The sequence below is a fragment of the Ochrobactrum sp. XJ1 genome, assembly GCF_024701725.1.
GTDB lineage: Bacteria > Pseudomonadota > Alphaproteobacteria > Rhizobiales > Rhizobiaceae > Brucella > Brucella anthropi.
In genome coordinates, this window is the sequence record NZ_VDGD01000017.1 from 1 (window position 1) to 15,600 (window position 15,600).

A 15,600-nucleotide genomic window follows, 5' to 3' on the forward strand; every position below is an offset into this window, starting at 1 on the left:
ACGCCCTCACTCCGTCACACCCCGGCGCGAGTCTCATCCTGATTGACGCTGAATCTCACCTAGATTGCCGTTATGCATACACCGACAACTTCAAATCCGGCATTCGCCAAAGCCCGCATGCACGCTCTGCCGATGAGCCCGTATCCGCCCAAAACAATGGCCTTACGCATCGAAGCTCCCATAGATACTCGATGTTCAAGTATTAGCCTCTCAGTATTGTCATGGGCAGTGCGACTGAAACGCGCGTGGGCGGCACCCCCGAACCTAGCTGGACGCCCCGTCCATCCTCACCTAACTTTTGAATGACCTGAACGAGGCCGGAACGAACCCGATTCGCGGGAAGACGCGTGCGACTGAGGTCGCAAGCACAGAGCGACCATTGCGCTCTGCATTGAGTGTCGCACGGAGCGAGTAGAGAATGACAGGCTTTTTCAACAAGAAGCCTGACCATGCACAACCAACTGAATTCGCCCGCGATCAGCCCGCTTCGTCAACGCCTGATCGACGACATGAACCTGCGCCACTTCGGGCACAAGACCCAACGCAACTATCTGCGCGATATCGGACGACTTGCCAGCTTTCTCGGGAGCCCCCCCGATACCGCGTCCGTGGATGATTTGCGCCGCTTCCAGATATGGCAGCAAAGCGAGGGCGTCCCGGTGACGACGATGAACAGTGACGTGTCGGCGCTGAGGTTCTTCTTCAATACCACGACCACGCGTGCCCCTCATTCATCCGCCAGCAACGTCTCATGATAGGCCCAGAACTCATCTATAAAACGTTGAGCCAGGCTGTTGTCAGGGCCGTTACTCCGGCGGATGACCAGAAAGCCAGCATCGACAAAGGTCGTAAAAGGTCGGATCGCCACTCCACGTCCGCGAAAATCCGTTGCTGAGGACGGATCAATGATTGTTATGCCGACACCTTCAGCGACGAGTGTCAGCGCTGTGTGCGAAAGGCGGGTCTCGATGGTGGCCGACCGTGGGATGCGTGCAAGCGCAACCTCTACACGCATGGCAAACAGCGAACCCGGCTCCAGCGTGATCATGCGTTCATTAGCGAGATCCTCCGGGGAAACTTCCGAATAATCTGCAAGACGATGTCCCAATGGAACTGCAACGACGGCCGGTATCGCCCTCGTTTCGATATCGAAACCGGGTCTGTCGAGCGGACCGTCGGCAAAACCAAGATCGACCTGACCGGATGCGACGGCCTCCACAACCAGAGCGGATGAAATGCCGTTCAAAGAAGCGTGGATATTGGGACGCTCCCTGAGAAATCGGGCGAGGAAGCGCGGCATGATCCCATTTGCAAGCGCAGGCATGGCAGCAATACGCAACATGCCCGCATTCTGACGGCTGATCTCATCGGCGAAACTCCTGATGCGATTGAGCCCGACATAGGCCCGCTCGACTTCCTGCAACAGCGTCATGGCCGCCTGCGTTGGCGTCAACTGGTTCCCGCGCCGGTTGAACAGTTTGAGTTTCGTGTCGATTTCAAAGTCGCGGATCAGGCGGCTTACGGCGGGTTGGGTGATCGCCATCAGTTCCGCTGCAGCCGTCATTTTACCCGTCAGCATGACAGTGCGGAACGCTTCGACCTGACGCAGGTTCATGTTTCACCATAATATTTGGTTATGCTCTGGGCTTCATTTCGAATTTGACTGTATTAAGTCCCGCTGTCAAACCACTCCCATAAACGTACCGGCGTGACGATGCACCGGACAAAAAAAGGGAACAAAGCAGTTGGGTGCGGTCAGCGCATATCTGGATTTGATGGGTTTTGCCGAAGACGGCTGGGGCTACGATATGCTCCGGGCTACCGGCATGACACTTGCAGTAGCCTTCTGCGGTTTCGCAGCAGGCGCGGTGTTTGGCATTGTTGCCGCTGCCTCTTCATTTTCATCCCAGCGTATTCTGAGAATTGCGGCTGACGGATATTCGACGGTGCTTCGCGGCATCCCCGATCTTCTCGTCATTTACCTATTTTATTTCGGCAGTAGCGCTGTGTTGAGCCAAATTGGGGCATTGTTTGGCGGGCACGGTTTCGTAAGTGCGCCAATTTTCATAACCGGTGCGCTGGCCATTGGCGTGGTTTCGGGCGCGTATCAAGCCGAAGTCTATCGCGGTGCCGTACTTGCACTCCCTAAAGGCGAGATCGAGGCCGCCAAGGCCTATGGCATGCCAACGCACCTACTGTTCCGCCGTATCATGGTTCCGCAGGCAGCACGTTTTGCCATTCCGGGCATCGGCAATGTCTGGCAACTCGTCTTGAAGGAATCCGCGCTGATTTCTGTCGTTGGACTGGTTGAACTGATGCGTCAAGCCCAAATTGGCGCCGGATCGACCCGCAAACCGTTTACATTCTTTCTGACCGCCGGGCTGCTTTACCTTGTCATCACATTCGTATCGGGCCTGTTGTTCAAGACGGCCGAAAAACGCGCCATGCGCGGCATCCGGAGGGCGGTATGAACTTTCTCGACCTCCCGTTCATGTTCGACAGTTTCGTTGAGCTTTGTCGCGGTATTCCGCTGACGCTGCAGCTAATGGCGCTATCAGTTATCAGTGGCGCCGTGCTGGCGACGATACTGGCCACGATGCGTCTGTCGGGTAATCTGATACTGGACCTCATTGCGCGAGGTTACATCTTCGTGCTGCGCGGCACCCCGCTGCTGGTACAGCTCTACATCATCTATTACGGTCTCAGCCAGTTTCCCGAACTGCGCAGGAGCTTTCTCTGGCCGTTTCTACGCGAACCCTATTGGTGCGCGGTCTTGGCCCTTGCTCTCAATACGGCTGCCTATAGCGCCGAAATCATACGAGGCGGCGTTCTGTCGGTCGCGACCGGGCAGATCGAAGCAGCGCGTGCTTATGGCATGAGCGGCTTCACCCTCGTCCGTCGTATTCTGGCCCCACAGGCCCTGCGGCAGATGCTGCCCGCCTATTCGAATGAAGTTATCTTGATGGTGAAGTCCACGGCGCTGGCATCAACCATCACCATGATGGAAGTAACAGGGCTGGCGGCCAAGCTGATTTCTGCCACCTACCGCCTTGTCGAAGTCTTTATCTGCGCGGGCGCGATCTATCTCCTCTTGAATTTCGTGGTCACCAGAATCTTCAAACTGCTGGAATACCGCCTGTCGGCGGCCCAGCGTCAGCCTGTCATCGTGCATGCCGCCGGAGGAAACTCATAATGCAAAGTTTCGAAACGCCTGCGGTCGAGATCAAGAACCTCGAAAAATGCTATGGCGCGCACAAGGTTCTGCATTCCGTTTCATTGCAGGCCCACCAGGGTGAAGTCATCTCCATTCTGGGCGCGTCAGGTTCCGGCAAATCCACACTGCTGCGCTGCATCAATATGCTGGAAGTACCGGATGCTGGTAGCGTAGCTATTCACGGCGAGCCATACAAGCTCGACCAACAGCCCGGACGCGCGCCTCGACCAGTCGATGTGAAACAGGTTCAGCGGCTGCGCGGTCAGGCGACGATGGTATTTCAGTCGTTCAATCTGTGGTCGCACCTGACTATCCTCGAAAATCTGATCGAAGCGCCTGTCCATGTACAGAAGCGAAACCGATCGGAGAGCATTGCCGAGGCTGAAGCACTGCTGGAGCGTGTCGGCATTGCCGATAAGCGCAACTTCTATCCCGCACATCTTTCCGGCGGGCAGCAGCAACGCGCGGCGATTGCCCGCGCGTTGGCAATGCGTCCGAAGATCATGCTGTTTGATGAACCAACCTCCGCACTCGATCCAGAGCTGGTGGCAGAGGTGCTGAAGGTCATGCGCGATCTGGCGGCAGAGGGACGCACCATGCTGGTTGTGACCCACGAGATGGGCTTCGCCCGGGATGTGTCCAGCCGTGTCGTGTTTCTGCGTCAGGGCCTGATTGAAGAAGAAGGCACGCCCGACGAGGTTTTTGGCAACCCCAAAAGCGAACGGTTCCGGCAATTCATTTCCAAACAAAACGCATGAACCGATCGATCGGTTTTTAACAGAGGTGAACATATGAAACTGAAATTCGTCCTTTCCGTCCTTGGCGTTCTCGCCGTCGCACCGACCGCGCAGGCCGAAGACATCGTGCGCATTGCCACCGAAGGTGCTTATGCGCCGTGGAATTTTTCCGGCCCGAATGGCGTGCTGGAAGGCTTCGAGATTGATCTTGCCAAAGACCTTTGCGAGCGCCTGAAAGCGAAATGCGAAATTACCGCCCAGAACTGGGACGGCATCATTCCATCGCTGACCGCTGGCAAGTATGACGCCATCATGGCGGGCATGAGCATCACACCGAAGCGTGAGGAAGTGATCGCGTTTTCGTCGCCTTATGCGGCGGCCATCAATTCCTTCGCAGTCATGGAAGACAGCGACCTCGCCGATATGCCGGAAGGCGGCAAGCCGCTGAATGTCGATTCCGATGCAGCCAAGCCGGTTCTCGAAGCAATCGCCAGGAAAATCAACGGCAAGACCGTCGGCGTTCAGGGTTCCACAACCGCTTCGGCCTTCATGGAACAATATTTCAAGGATGGCGCGGATGTCCGTGAGTACAAGACCGCCGAAGAGCACAATTTCGACCTGACCAGCGGACGTGTGGATGCGGTTGTCGCCAATGCGACGGTTCTTGCAGCTGCGCTGGAAAAGGACGACATGAAGGGCGCGAAGCTGGCCGGGCCGCTGTTTTCCGGCAAAGTCTTCGGCATGATCGGCGTCGGTCTGCGCAAGGAAGATACCGCCCTGAAGAGTCGCTTCGATACAGCCATTCAGGCAGCAATTGCCGACGGCACGGTGAAAAAGCTTTCCGAGAAGTGGTTCAAAGTGGACGTAAGCCCGCAAAACTGAACCAACACAATCGGGCCAGCCCCTCGTCTGGCCCACCACTGACGACGCTGTGACAACAGATTGAATTTACGAATGCGCAGATTGCCGGACCAAAACATAGTCATTATCGGAGCGGGACTGGTTGGCTCTGCCATCGCCTGGGGTCTCGCCCGATCCGGTCTGCGTCCAATGCTTCTCGATGGGGAAGACCTGTCCCTGCGCGCATCCCGTGCCAATTTCGCGCTCATTTGGGTACAGGGCAAAGGCGTAGGCGCACCACACTATGCCCGTTGGACAATGCAATCGGCGCGCCTGTGGCCCGCTTTCGCAGATGAATTGCGGGATGTCGCCGGCCTTGATGTCGCGTTGAAACAGACAGGCGCTTTCACCTTTTGCCTCGACAAGCGCGAGCTTCAAATGTTTGCCGAAGACGTCGCGACAGTAGCGCGGGAGCTTGGCAATGACGCCCCCGAACATGTCGTGCTCAACCATCAGGAAACGGCCAAAATGGTCCCCTCCATCGGTCGGGATGTGATCGGCTCGATCTATTCGCCGATGGACGGCGACGTGAATTCACTGCGCCTGTTTCGCGCCTTGCATACAGGCATAATCAAACTCGGCGCTTCCTATGAACCGCATTGTGAAGTCTCGTCCATCACTCCGCAAAACGGCGGCTTTCTCCTGAGTGGCGCATGGGGTGAAGTCTTCACCGAGCGCGTCATTCTGGCAGCGGGCAACGGCAATGCAGAGCTTGCCAAGAGTGTCGGTCTTGCTACGCCAGTTGTGCGTAGCAAAGGCCAAATTCTTGTAACGGAGAAATGCGCGCCCTTCTTCCCCTATACAGCGGCCACGCTGCGGCAAGCGGATGAAGGCGGCGTTATGATCGGCGACAGTCAGGAAACTCACACGGATCGGATCGCCACCAATCAGGATATCAACGCGGTTCTGGCCAACAGAGCAGTGCGGACATTCCCACATCTGGCCGAGGTCAATGTCATTCGCAGTTGGACCGGGTTTCGGATCAAGACACCGGACGGCCTGCCGATTTACGAACAGTCCGAAAGCCACCCGGGGGCTTACGCCGTCATGTGCCATTCCGGCGTCACGCTTGCAGCCAACCATGCCCTGATCCTGGCGCAGGAAATAGCAGCCGATGCCAAACAACTTGCTGGTGATGCATTCTCCGGCCGGAGGTTTCATGTCTCCTAAAATGTTTCTTAAAACTGAGACACCAGAGGAAACCGTAACGATCACATTCGATGCGCGTACCTTGACGGTACCTGCCAATGTAACTGTCGCCGCAGCGCTGCTTGGAGAGGGTATCAACCGGCTCAGAAACAGCGTCGTTGGTGATCAACCGCGAGCGCCCTATTGCCTGATGGGCATCTGCTTTGAATGTCTGGTCACCATTGATGGTGTTCAGAACCGCCAGGCTTGCATGACGCTTGTGGCCAATGGAATGATCATTTCTTCCCAGACCGGTGCGCGTCGGGTGGAACCATGACGACAATGCTCAAGAGAGTTTCCAGTATTCATGCGCTCAACGCGTTTTATGACCTCGCCATTATCGGCGCGGGACCAGCAGGCATGTCGGCAGCCGCAGAGGCAAGCGCCGCTGGCGCTAATGTGGTTCTGTTCGATGAGAACCCTGCCGCCGGCGGCCAGATTTACCGTGGCATCGAACACAATACGACTGCCCGCAGGCCGTTTCTCGGCACCGACTACTGGCGAGGCAAAGATGTCCTGAAAGCGTTTATCGCCAGCAATGCCACCTATGTGCCGCAGGTCCTTGTCTGGAGTGTGGAACCACAGGATGGCGACAACAACGGCGTTGATCTGCGCGTATCGGTAAGCGGCAAGAGCGGGATTGTTTCAGCGCGCCGCGTGATCTTCGCGACCGGTGCGATGGAGCGCCCGATGCCTGTCAGGGGCTGGACATTGCCGGGTGTTATGACCATCGGCGCAGCACAGATTGCGTTGAAGGCTTCCGGCCTCCTGCCCAACGGAAATGTGGTTCTGGCGGGAACCGGCCCGCTGCTCTACATGTTCGCCGCGCAGCTGTTGCAGGCGGGCGGCAAGGTTGCTGCATTGCTCGATACGACTCCCAGCGCAAATTACATGAAAGCCGCGCCAAGCCTGTTTTCGTTCCTTTTCTCGCCCTATGCCTTGAAGGGGCTTTCGCTTCTCTTAAAGGTACGCAAGTCGGTACCAGTTTATTCCGGTGTCACCGATATCGCCATTGAAGGAAAAGACGAAGCGGAAGCGATCTGCTTTTCGGCAAAGGGCAAAACAAACAGGCTTGCGGTCGATAGCGTATTCCTGCATCACGGTGTGATCCCCAATAACAATCTCGCCAATGCTTCCGGCTGCGCTCTGGTCTGGAACGACGGCCAGAAATGCTTTCAACCGCAACTCGACGGCAGCGGGCGTTCGTCTATTCCGACCATCTACATTGCTGGTGACGGCAGCGGCATCGGCGGTGCATTGGTTGCCGAGCAGAGCGGGCGCATCGCAGCACTCGCAGCCTGTCAGGATATCTTTCCGGCATTGGCCTCAACGTTGAATTCGAAAATCGCTAAGCTGCATACACAAGCGCGTCGCGTCGAACGCGGTCGCGCCTTTATCGATGCGCTTTATCTGCCTGCACAGGCATTTCGCGCGCCAATGGATCGGGAAACGATTGTCTGCCGTTGCGAGGAAGTGACCGCAGGCGCAATCCGCGACGCGGCGGCCTGCAATATTGTCGGCCCCAACCAGCTTAAAACCATGTTCCGCTGCGGCATGGGTCCCTGTCAGGGTCGCATGTGCAGTTCCACCGTCACGGAAATATTGGCCGAGGTGCAAAACCGTGCACCTCAAACGGTCGGTTTCTATCGTCTGCGCACTCCGGTGAAACCGGTACCGCTCTGCGAAATCGCAGCACTGCCTCAAACCCCCGATGCTGTTTTCGCCGTCACCGGCGAACAACCGGATAACTCCCCAACCATCTGAAAGGACTAAACTATGGCTGAGCGTTTCATTCAGACGCCGATTATGCATCGCGTCGTCGAACACAATGGCATTGTCTATGTCGGTGGAACCACCTGTGATGACGAAAGCCTGGATATGGCCGGTCAGACCAGCGAAATCCTCGCCAAGCTCGACAGCTATCTGGCGCAGGCAGGCACGGACAAGACCAAGCTTCTGGCAGCAACCATCTTCGTAACGGATCTCAACAAGAAGCCTGAAATGGATAAGGTCTGGAAGGAATGGATTGATCCTTCTCTGCTGCCAACCCGTGCAACTGTTGGCGTTGCCGATCTGGGTGGTGATACGCTGATAGAGATTGTGGTTTCCGCTTACAAGTAATCAATACCAAACATCTGCCAAATCCGACAACCCCCTGAATAACAACAGGGGATTGTCGTGCAGCATATCCCACTTCGGTAGCAACCTTGACTCCATCGGAAATAAATTCCGCTCTAACCGTTAATTCAGTCAAGTAAACGAAAGGTCTAAATCCGATATCTCTTCCAACTTGTATAGTGACACGACCCTACTGGACGCCCCTTTTCGGATTTTCACCCACAGCACCCGAGCGACCGGCATGAAGGTACTAAGCAGGCAATCGCGGCTTTGATTGCCAGTCAACAACGGGCCTTCGCAACCATCCGGTGTTCAATATCGTGTGTGTTAAACGTGGCCCCGCCGCCTCTAAAAAGTGCTGTACAGATATTGGGCAGTAAACAGATCGAGATGCCCGCCACCGACATTCTTGTAGACCGTGATCTGGCGATCATCGCTGCGGCCCGGATGTTTTGACTGACATAGCTCAATCAAATCAGCTTCGATCTGCTCATGCTTGATCAGTCCAGTGGCGAGCGGAATTCCGAGTTCGCCCGAACCATCACAGCAATGGCGCGTATCAACAAATACCCGTCCGGCACGACGGAACACGTCATCATCGGCTTCACGCATGTCCGGCATATAGGCACCGATCAGATCGACATGAGCGCCCTCTTTGAGGAGTTTTCCCTTAACCAGCGGATTGGTCGACATGGTGACACACGATATGATGTCCGCCATCGATACTGTGTTATCGAGATTCTCCACGGCAACGATGTCGACGCCAGCAATGTCAAGTCGGCTGGCAAGTTTTTGCGCCCTGTCGAAGTTGCGGTTCCAGATAAAGACTTGATCGATCGACGGTCGGCTGGCGCAATGAGCCTGCACCACATGGGGCGCTAGCCCCCCGGCACCAACCACCAGCAAGGTACGGGCGTCCTTGCGCGCCAGCAGGCTGGCGCCAAGTGCCGAATCTGCCGCCGTCTTCTTGAAGGTTTCAATGGCGCCATCACAGACCATGAGTGCTTCGCCGGTCTGACCGCTGAACAGCGTTACCGTGCCTTGGATCGAAGGTTGGGCCACAGGAAGTTTGACATTCGCAGGGAAAACACCGACCAGCTTGACGGCAACCGCCTCCCCTTCGAGCCAAGCTACCAGGGACACAAACTGGTTGTCTGCGCTTTTCCGATCCTGAAGCACGGTAGTGTCGCTTTGCGGTCGTTTGCCGCTCGCATGCGCTTGACGCAAGGCTTCGATCAATCCCGGATAATCGAGCGCGGCTTCGGTTTGCTGTGCATTGAGAATTATCATCATTCGTTCCTGTCACGCCACGCGCTTCAAAAAACTTTTAGTACGCGGATGTTGTGGATTGCCCATAACCTTTTTAGGCGGGCCGGATTCAACAATCACGCCACCATCCATGAAAATCAGGTGGTCGGCGACTTCGCGGGCGAAGTTCATTTCATGCGTGACGACAATCATGGTCACGCCATCTTCGGCCAACTGGCGCATCACCGCCAGAACCTCACCGACGAGTTCCGGATCAAGAGCTGATGTGGGTTCATCAAAAAGCATCAGCCGAGGCTGCATGGCCAATGAACGGGCAATCGCCACGCGTTGCTGCTGCCCACCGGAGAGCTGGTCGGGATAATAATTCGCGCGCTCGGTAAGGCCGACTTTTTCCAGCAACTTCATCGCCGCAGCAATGGCCGCCTGACGGCTAATCTTACGCACGATCATAGGCGCCTCGATGATGTTTTCCACCACGGTCTTATGGGGGAAGAGATGGAAGCCCTGGAACACCATGCCCATTTTCTGGCGCTGGCGTGCCAGTTCGTTGAAGGACATCGTATAAAGCCGCTCACCCTGCCAACGCATGCCGATCGGCTCGCCTTCCAGCAACACGGCACCCGAATCCGGCACTTCGAGATAGTTCAGACAGCGCAGCAATGTGCTTTTGCCGGAGCCGGATGGGCCGACAATGCAGGTCACGTCCCCCTTTTCCACCGTTATGTCGATGCCGTCGAGCACCCGGTGATTGCCAAAAGATTTGGTCAGTCTTTCCACCTGCAGCAGTGGCAAGCTCGCGGGCGTTTCATTCATTTTTGATATCCAAGCGCAAATTTGAAGGGCAGCAGTCTGGACAGGAATGACGCGGAACGGGTGATCTGCCGGGATTTCAGGTGGTTCTCGATATGGTGTTCGATGATAGTCAGGGCGGTTGACAGGATGAGATACCAAATCGTAGCCACGATCAGCAGCGGAATGGTCTGATATGTGCGCGAATAAATCATCTGCGCCGAATAGAGCAGATCGGGCAAGGCAAGCACGCTGACCAGCGACGTGAATTTCAGCATTGAAATGGTGTCATTGCCGATCGGCGGAATGATAATACGGATTGCCTGCGGCAGCACGATGCGCTTCATGATCTGAAACCGCGTCATGCCAAGTGTCGCGGCGGCCTCGGTCTGGCCCGGATTGATCGCCTGGATGCCAGCGCGGATGGTTTCGGCGGCATAGGCGCTTTCTGTAAAGGACAGGCCAAGCAGTGCTGCACTCATCGGCGTGATCAGCGTGTTCATGTCCCAGGACCACAATGTCGGCCCGAACGGAATGCCAATGGTCAGATTGGGAACCAGAAGCGCCAGATTGTACCAGAAAATCAGCTGAACCAGGGGTGGAACGCCGCGAAAGAACCATATCCACAGCCAGCTTGCCCATTGCAGCACCGGATTGGCCGAAAGGCGCATCACGGCCAGTATGATGCCGATTGCAAAACCGAAGATCATTGCGGCAAAAGTCAGGAACAGCGTGCGCGCCAAGCCAGCGAGAATGTCGGGATGAAACATGTAGCGCACAACAATGTTCCATTGCAGGTTCTCATTGGTCGCCAGCATATTGACAAAACTCAATGCGATCAGAATGAGCACGGCGCCGGTGATCCATCGAGACGGATGGCGCACGGGTATCGGTTTGACACTATGTATATCCGGCCGGTGCGCGACCGTCTTTGCTGTTCTTGCCATGATTTACTCCAGACTACCGTATCGTGTTTAGCGAAATTCGTATTCGAACTTACCAAACCCGCCGGCCCGTCTTCCGGGCCGGCCCTTGCGTAATGGACCGCGGCTGTATTCGCACCGCCGCCGGCTGACGGGCGTTCTCCTTCAATCGGCCCTGACTATTTTGGCTCCGGATTGTCCTTAGTAACCAGAACCGCCTTTTCCAGGGTGCCGGCGCCATCAACGCCCCACTTTGCCATGATTTCCTTGTAGGAGCCGTCATCGATCATGGACTGGATGGCATCACGGAAAACTGGCCCAAGCGCATCACCCTTGCGCACGCCAATGCCGTTGAAGACCGGATTGCTGACCAGTTCAGATACGCTGAAGCGCCCCGTAATCTTGGCCATATAGTGCATTTTTGCCGATCCGGCCGCCACCATCTCAACACGCCCCGAGGACACAGCCAGTTCGGCGGCGTTCTGGGTGGTGAATTGCTGCAGGTTAATCGGCTTCTCACCGGCGGATTCGCACAATTCCGCGCTCTTTTCCTTCAGATATTGGTAGTCCCAGGCACCTGTCATCACTGCAACGCTATGGCCGCACAGATCTTTTTCCGACTTGATGGAAAAATCCTTGCCTTTCAAGAAGGCATAGGCGGTGCCTTCCTTGCGCTGAGGAATGAAATCAAGCGAATCAAGCCGTTCCGGCGTCACACCGAAGGAAGAAAATCCGGCGTCAAAACGCTTGCTGGCCAGGCCCGGAATGATGGCGTCGAAACTGGTTGCGGTAAATTCGAATGGTACGCCAATGCGTTCCGATATGGCTTTGGCCATGTCGATGCTCCAGCCTTTCAGGACGCCGTCTTCGACAAACTCGTCCGGTGGCCAGTCATTGAAGGCAGCAATCTTGACGCCCTTCCTATAATTCTCCGGCACAGCGTCCTGTAGTGCCTTGATCGGTGCGGCATGCACCGAGGTGATGCTGGCGGCCGTGGCCAGCGCCGCCAGCGCTACCATCATGCGCCGGGATGCGGTTTTGCGACGATTGGTCATTTATCTCCCCTTTGATTGGAACTTTATCCCCGTGCGAGGCTCGTCTTCTACTTGCGTTGCTGAAAATGATATGCGAACGTTCTCACAATATAGCCATTGATTGATCGCATCCGTCAAGTTGAAAGTTGAGATCAGGCCCATCATCGCCTATGAAACGGTACAGGTATTGAGCAGCGTGAAACTGCTTGGAAGGAACGCGCAGACATGAGTGAACGACGCGCCGACAAGACGACCATTGCCGATGTGGCGCGCCTGGCCGGCGTCAGCACCGCGACCGCCGGACGTGTATTGGGCGGCTATGGCTATACCAGCGAAGAAATCCGCGACAAGGTGAAGAAATCCGCTGATATGCTGGGCTATCGCCCCAATCTGCTGGCACGCAGTCTTATCACCGGGCGCAGCAAGACCATAGGCGTTGTCGCGGGCGACATGCAAAGCCCGTTTTACGCCAGTATTCTGCGCGGTATTTCCGATGTGGTTCGTGCGCGCGGCTTTGGCTTGATCGTCACCAACAGCGATGAATCGATCGATCGTGAGCTGGAGGCAGTGGATCTTCTGCGCGAAAAGCAGGCCGACGGCATCATCATTGCGCCCTGTGATATTCTCAAGGCGCAGCACTTGCACGATGTCGTTGCCAGCGGCTGTCCGGTGGTTCAGATCGATCGCCGCGTGAAGGGATTGAAGGCGGATTCGGTGACCGTCAATGGCCGCCAGGCCGCCCACGCCGCAGTGACCCAAATGATTCTCGACGGCCATAGTCGGATTGGCGTACTGGCGGAACTCGAGCATGGCCGCTACAAGAATCTCAACGCATTTCTTCACGACCGCCAGCACAAGAAAATCGATATTTCATCGCTTTATCCGAGCTGGCAACGTCTGCTCGGCTATATCGAAGCGCATGAGGAAGCCGGGATCGCCTTTGATCCGAGCCTCGTTGCCCAGGTGGGCAGCTATTCGATCGATATTGCCCGCCAGCACGCCATCGCGTTGCTGACCCGGGAAACCCCGCCTTCAGCGCTGTTTACCACCGATGGATTGATGTCAGCCGGCGCCATGCTGGCAATCAGCGAACTCGATATTTCCATTCCGCAGCAACTGTCCGTGGTCTGCTTCGACGATCTGGACTGGATGTCGTTCTTTACCCCTAAACTGACGGCAATCCGGCAGCCGCTGCTCGAGGTTGGCGAAGCCGCGGCTCGTCTGGTCCTGGAGCGGCTCGATAGCGCCGATCGGGCGCAGCAGGATATCGTGCTGCATGCCGAATGGCAGCCCCGTTGTTCGCTCGCCCGCCATCCCGGTTGATCTGGCCGGTCTTAACCTCAAAAAGACACGCGCAGCGAGCTCAATCCTGCAACTCGGCTATAGGCTCGCCGAGATCAATCGGCGCGGCATGACCTGTACCACCATATTGGCCACATGTCGCCGCAGCAACGCGTGACGCCGCCTGTAGCAATGTTGCGGGCGCCTCGCCTTTCACCAGGCCATAAAGGGTGCGGGCGATGAAACTGTCACCAGCGCCTAACGTGTCAACCGCCACAATCGGTGTTGCTTCGGCATGGAAAACCCCTTGCGCACCGGCAAGAACTGCGCCCTTGGTGCCGCGGGTGATCAGCACCCAATCCGCGCCGCTCTCGCGCAGGCAGGCAATGGTCGCCGTAACCTCGTCCGGCGAAAGCTCACCGCCCGAAACAGCGGCTAGAAAGCATTTCGGGCCGATGCGTCGATAGTGTTCCACGTCGCGACGGGTGGAGAAATCATAGGACAGACGTTGCGGCGCAATGGCATCCAGCCAGCCGTCAAGGCCGCTCGACTGACCGATATGGACGGCATCGAACCGGCGCGCAAACTGAATATCGGCGGCGCTCGGCTCAAACATCGACACTCCGAGATCAAAGCGGATGAAATAGCGATCATTGTTACCGCGATGACCAATGATGCAATAGGCCGTCTTGCCTGTGGCCTCCATGCGCAGATGCGAAGTATCGACGTCCTCGTCGCGCAGTGCGGCCTGAATGACCCTTCCGGCCGCATCTGCGGCAACCACGCCGATATAGGCCGCCTCGGCCCCAAAACGGCTCATATGGATAGCGACATTGACACAGTTACCGCCCGGAAACATTTCCCGACGCGAAATGTAACAATCGACGACATTATCGCCCATCGCCGCGATTTTGATCATTCTTATTTTCCCAATTGACAAGATGTGAGAACGTTCGCACACTAAAGTAGAACTGTCAACGTATCGCGGGGTTGGTACCGGGAAATGTTGCACTGGACCGGAACGGCTGCCGATCGGCACAGCCGGGCTCTTCAAGACGCTGAAAAGAGGAATAGAATGCCCAAACAACTTCCTACCGATATTGCTGAAACCTTGAATGCGCTTGCGCAGCGGGATTTTTCGCATGTGTTTCTGGTTGCCTGCGGCGGATCGCTGTCAATCATGCATCCGGGCAAGTATTTTCTGGATCGCCATTCGGGACTGCTGACCTCTGATGTCTATAATGGCGACGAGTTCGTCACACGCGACCCGCGTCGCCTCAACAGCGATGCCATTGTCATTCTGTGCTCCCAGACGGGCACCACCAAGGAAACGGTGCGGGCGGCAGAACATGCCCGTCGCCGGGGCGCCTGCGTGATCTCCCTGACGCTGGATCCGCAATCGCCGCTCGCCGCCGCCGCCGACCACGTGCTGCAATACCAGGCGTCCTACACCACCGGCATTCCGATCGATGGTGCCGACAGCAATTACAGCGTGCTTTACATGTTGCTGGCGGGCATTGTCGATTTACGCGACAAGACCAGCCTGCTGCCCAAACTGCTGGAAAGCCTGCCGGCACTGCAACCGGCCATTGAACGCGGTCAGCAGCATTTTGATGAAACCTTTACCAGATATGCAGAGCGCTATGGCCGCGAAAAAGTCGTGTACACCATGGCTAGCGGTCCGGTTTATGGCGCAGCCTATTCATTCTCCATCTGCGTGCTCATGGAAATGCTGTGGATCAACTCGCAAGCTATCCACGCCAATGAGTTCTTCCATGGCCCATTCGAAGTCGTCGATAAAAATGCCTGCTTCGTCGTCATGATTGGGCTCGATGAAACGCGTGCGCTGGCCGAGCGTGGCCGGGATTTCCTGTACCGTTTCGGCGAGCCGGACAATATGTTGGTGCTGGATGCAGCGAAACTCGATCTCGCTGACATAGATGACACTTTCAAGGGATATTTCGTGCCGTTGATTTTCTTCGATGCTCTTTGGAAATTTGCCTATAAGTTGGCGGCGAAACGTGAACAGGTCATGCTGGACGGTCGCCGCTACATGAAAAAGATCACCGACTACTAACAGCACCCCGGCTCAATCTTCGTTGAAGTTGGGCCGGGACTACTACCGTTCCCGACATTGCCATGGCTGC

At 56.4% G+C, this 15,600-nt stretch carries 17 protein-coding genes; 11 read left to right on the forward strand and 6 right to left on the reverse strand.

The window, feature by feature from the left end; genetic code table 11:
* Positions 1-449 precede the first annotated feature (449 nt).
* The gene (locus FG152_RS23265) at positions 450-755 is read left to right on the forward strand and encodes a phage integrase N-terminal SAM-like domain-containing protein (protein WP_080692065.1); all 306 of its coding nucleotides are present in this window, start codon (positions 450-452) and stop codon (positions 753-755) included.
* Here the strand turns inward: FG152_RS23265 and FG152_RS23270 are convergent.
* Entirely contained in the window at positions 728-1,615 is an 888-nt protein-coding gene (locus FG152_RS23270; RefSeq protein WP_006468226.1) for a LysR substrate-binding domain-containing protein, read from the reverse strand. The genes FG152_RS23265 and FG152_RS23270 overlap by 28 nt on opposite strands.
* A 160-nt stretch (positions 1,616-1,775) precedes the next feature.
* On the opposite strand from FG152_RS23270, the gene FG152_RS23275 reads away from it, so the two are divergent.
* The 8 genes from FG152_RS23275 to FG152_RS23310 all read left to right on the forward strand — a co-directional run bounded on the left by FG152_RS23275 (position 1,776) and on the right by FG152_RS23310 (position 8,160).
* Positions 1,776-2,471 (forward strand): ABC transporter permease, encoded by a 696-nt coding sequence (locus tag FG152_RS23275; RefSeq protein ID WP_036587203.1) that lies wholly within the window; start codon positions 1,776-1,778, stop codon positions 2,469-2,471.
* Positions 2,468-3,193 (forward strand): ABC transporter permease, encoded by a 726-nt coding sequence (locus tag FG152_RS23280; RefSeq protein ID WP_036587003.1) that lies wholly within the window; start codon positions 2,468-2,470, stop codon positions 3,191-3,193. Before FG152_RS23275 ends, FG152_RS23280 begins: the two co-directional genes overlap by 4 nt.
* Positions 3,193-3,972, forward strand: coding sequence for an ABC transporter ATP-binding protein (locus tag FG152_RS23285; protein WP_036587001.1), 780 nt, complete (start codon positions 3,193-3,195; stop codon positions 3,970-3,972). Before FG152_RS23280 ends, FG152_RS23285 begins: the two co-directional genes overlap by 1 nt.
* Before the next feature lie 33 nt (positions 3,973-4,005).
* Entirely contained in the window at positions 4,006-4,833 is an 828-nt protein-coding gene (locus FG152_RS23290) for a lysine/arginine/ornithine ABC transporter substrate-binding protein (RefSeq protein WP_036587000.1), read from the forward strand.
* Positions 4,834-4,905: 72 nt separating this feature from the next.
* On the forward strand, positions 4,906-6,021 hold the full coding sequence (locus FG152_RS23295; protein ID WP_036586999.1) for an NAD(P)/FAD-dependent oxidoreductase: 1,116 nt from the start codon (positions 4,906-4,908) through the stop codon (positions 6,019-6,021).
* A gap of 1 nt (position 6,022) precedes the next feature.
* Entirely contained in the window at positions 6,023-6,316 is a 294-nt protein-coding gene (locus tag FG152_RS23300) for a (2Fe-2S)-binding protein (protein WP_021585398.1), read from the forward strand.
* Complete coding sequence (locus tag FG152_RS23305) at positions 6,313-7,803, forward strand: FAD/NAD(P)-dependent oxidoreductase (protein ID WP_036586998.1); 1,491 nt, start codon at positions 6,313-6,315, stop codon at positions 7,801-7,803. The genes FG152_RS23300 and FG152_RS23305 overlap by 4 nt, the downstream gene beginning before the upstream one ends.
* Before the next feature lie 12 nt (positions 7,804-7,815).
* Positions 7,816-8,160, forward strand: a complete 345-nt coding sequence (locus FG152_RS23310; RefSeq protein WP_006468219.1) for a RidA family protein — start codon at positions 7,816-7,818, stop codon at positions 8,158-8,160.
* A gap of 345 nt (positions 8,161-8,505) precedes the next feature.
* Here the strand turns inward: FG152_RS23310 and lhpI are convergent, their stop codons facing one another.
* The 4 genes from lhpI to FG152_RS23330 form a co-directional block, all read right to left on the reverse strand.
* The gene (gene lhpI / locus FG152_RS23315; RefSeq protein ID WP_318269027.1) at positions 8,506-9,447 is read right to left on the reverse strand and encodes a bifunctional Delta(1)-pyrroline-2-carboxylate/Delta(1)-piperideine-2-carboxylate reductase; all 942 of its coding nucleotides are present in this window, start codon (positions 9,445-9,447) and stop codon (positions 8,506-8,508) included.
* Positions 9,448-9,459: 12 nt separating this feature from the next.
* On the reverse strand, positions 9,460-10,239 hold the full coding sequence (locus tag FG152_RS23320; RefSeq protein ID WP_036586995.1) for an amino acid ABC transporter ATP-binding protein: 780 nt from the start codon (positions 10,237-10,239) through the stop codon (positions 9,460-9,462).
* Complete coding sequence (locus FG152_RS23325) at positions 10,236-11,162, reverse strand: amino acid ABC transporter permease (RefSeq protein WP_051517825.1); 927 nt, start codon at positions 11,160-11,162, stop codon at positions 10,236-10,238. The genes FG152_RS23320 and FG152_RS23325 overlap by 4 nt, the downstream gene beginning before the upstream one ends.
* Before the next feature lie 155 nt (positions 11,163-11,317).
* Positions 11,318-12,193 (reverse strand): ABC transporter substrate-binding protein, encoded by an 876-nt coding sequence (locus FG152_RS23330; protein WP_036586994.1) that lies wholly within the window; start codon positions 12,191-12,193, stop codon positions 11,318-11,320.
* A gap of 204 nt (positions 12,194-12,397) precedes the next feature.
* Here FG152_RS23330 and FG152_RS23335 point away from each other — a divergent pair, with 204 nt between their 5' ends.
* The gene (locus tag FG152_RS23335) at positions 12,398-13,495 is read left to right on the forward strand and encodes a LacI family DNA-binding transcriptional regulator (protein ID WP_036586993.1); all 1,098 of its coding nucleotides are present in this window, start codon (positions 12,398-12,400) and stop codon (positions 13,493-13,495) included.
* A 40-nt stretch (positions 13,496-13,535) separates the two neighbouring features.
* Here the strand turns inward: FG152_RS23335 and FG152_RS23340 are convergent, their stop codons facing one another.
* Complete coding sequence (locus FG152_RS23340; RefSeq protein WP_255447027.1) at positions 13,536-14,597, reverse strand: PfkB family carbohydrate kinase; 1,062 nt, start codon at positions 14,595-14,597, stop codon at positions 13,536-13,538.
* Here FG152_RS23340 and FG152_RS23345 point away from each other — a divergent pair.
* Positions 14,529-15,530, forward strand: a complete 1,002-nt coding sequence (locus FG152_RS23345) for an SIS domain-containing protein (RefSeq protein ID WP_036586989.1) — start codon at positions 14,529-14,531, stop codon at positions 15,528-15,530. The genes FG152_RS23340 and FG152_RS23345 overlap by 69 nt on opposite strands.
* Positions 15,531-15,600: the final 70 nt, after the last annotated feature.

Bases quoted from the DNA above. Each gene is read 5' to 3' on its own strand.
- FG152_RS23265 (WP_080692065.1), top strand. From the start codon at position 450: ATGCACAACCAACTGAATTCGCCCGCGATCAGCCCGCTTCGTCAACGC.
- FG152_RS23270 (WP_006468226.1), bottom strand. From the start codon at position 1,615: ATGAACCTGCGTCAGGTCGAAGCGTTCCGCACTGTCATGCTGACGGGT.
- FG152_RS23275 (WP_036587203.1), top strand. From the start codon at position 1,776: ATGGGTTTTGCCGAAGACGGCTGGGGCTACGATATGCTCCGGGCTACC.
- FG152_RS23280 (WP_036587003.1), top strand. From the start codon at position 2,468: ATGAACTTTCTCGACCTCCCGTTCATGTTCGACAGTTTCGTTGAGCTT.
- FG152_RS23285 (WP_036587001.1), top strand. From the start codon at position 3,193: ATGCAAAGTTTCGAAACGCCTGCGGTCGAGATCAAGAACCTCGAAAAA.
- FG152_RS23290 (WP_036587000.1), top strand. From the start codon at position 4,006: ATGAAACTGAAATTCGTCCTTTCCGTCCTTGGCGTTCTCGCCGTCGCA.
- FG152_RS23295 (WP_036586999.1), top strand. From the start codon at position 4,906: ATGCGCAGATTGCCGGACCAAAACATAGTCATTATCGGAGCGGGACTG.
- FG152_RS23300 (WP_021585398.1), top strand. From the start codon at position 6,023: ATGTTTCTTAAAACTGAGACACCAGAGGAAACCGTAACGATCACATTC.
- FG152_RS23305 (WP_036586998.1), top strand. From the start codon at position 6,313: ATGACGACAATGCTCAAGAGAGTTTCCAGTATTCATGCGCTCAACGCG.
- FG152_RS23310 (WP_006468219.1), top strand. From the start codon at position 7,816: ATGGCTGAGCGTTTCATTCAGACGCCGATTATGCATCGCGTCGTCGAA.
- lhpI (WP_318269027.1), bottom strand. From the start codon at position 9,447: ATGATAATTCTCAATGCACAGCAAACCGAAGCCGCGCTCGATTATCCG.
- FG152_RS23320 (WP_036586995.1), bottom strand. From the start codon at position 10,239: ATGAATGAAACGCCCGCGAGCTTGCCACTGCTGCAGGTGGAAAGACTG.
- FG152_RS23325 (WP_051517825.1), bottom strand. From the start codon at position 11,162: ATGGCAAGAACAGCAAAGACGGTCGCGCACCGGCCGGATATACATAGT.
- FG152_RS23330 (WP_036586994.1), bottom strand. From the start codon at position 12,193: ATGACCAATCGTCGCAAAACCGCATCCCGGCGCATGATGGTAGCGCTG.
- FG152_RS23335 (WP_036586993.1), top strand. From the start codon at position 12,398: ATGAGTGAACGACGCGCCGACAAGACGACCATTGCCGATGTGGCGCGC.
- FG152_RS23345 (WP_036586989.1), top strand. From the start codon at position 14,529: ATGCCCAAACAACTTCCTACCGATATTGCTGAAACCTTGAATGCGCTT.
- FG152_RS23340 (WP_255447027.1), bottom strand. From the start codon at position 14,597: ATGCGAAAAATCCCGCTGCGCAAGCGCATTCAAGGTTTCAGCAATATC.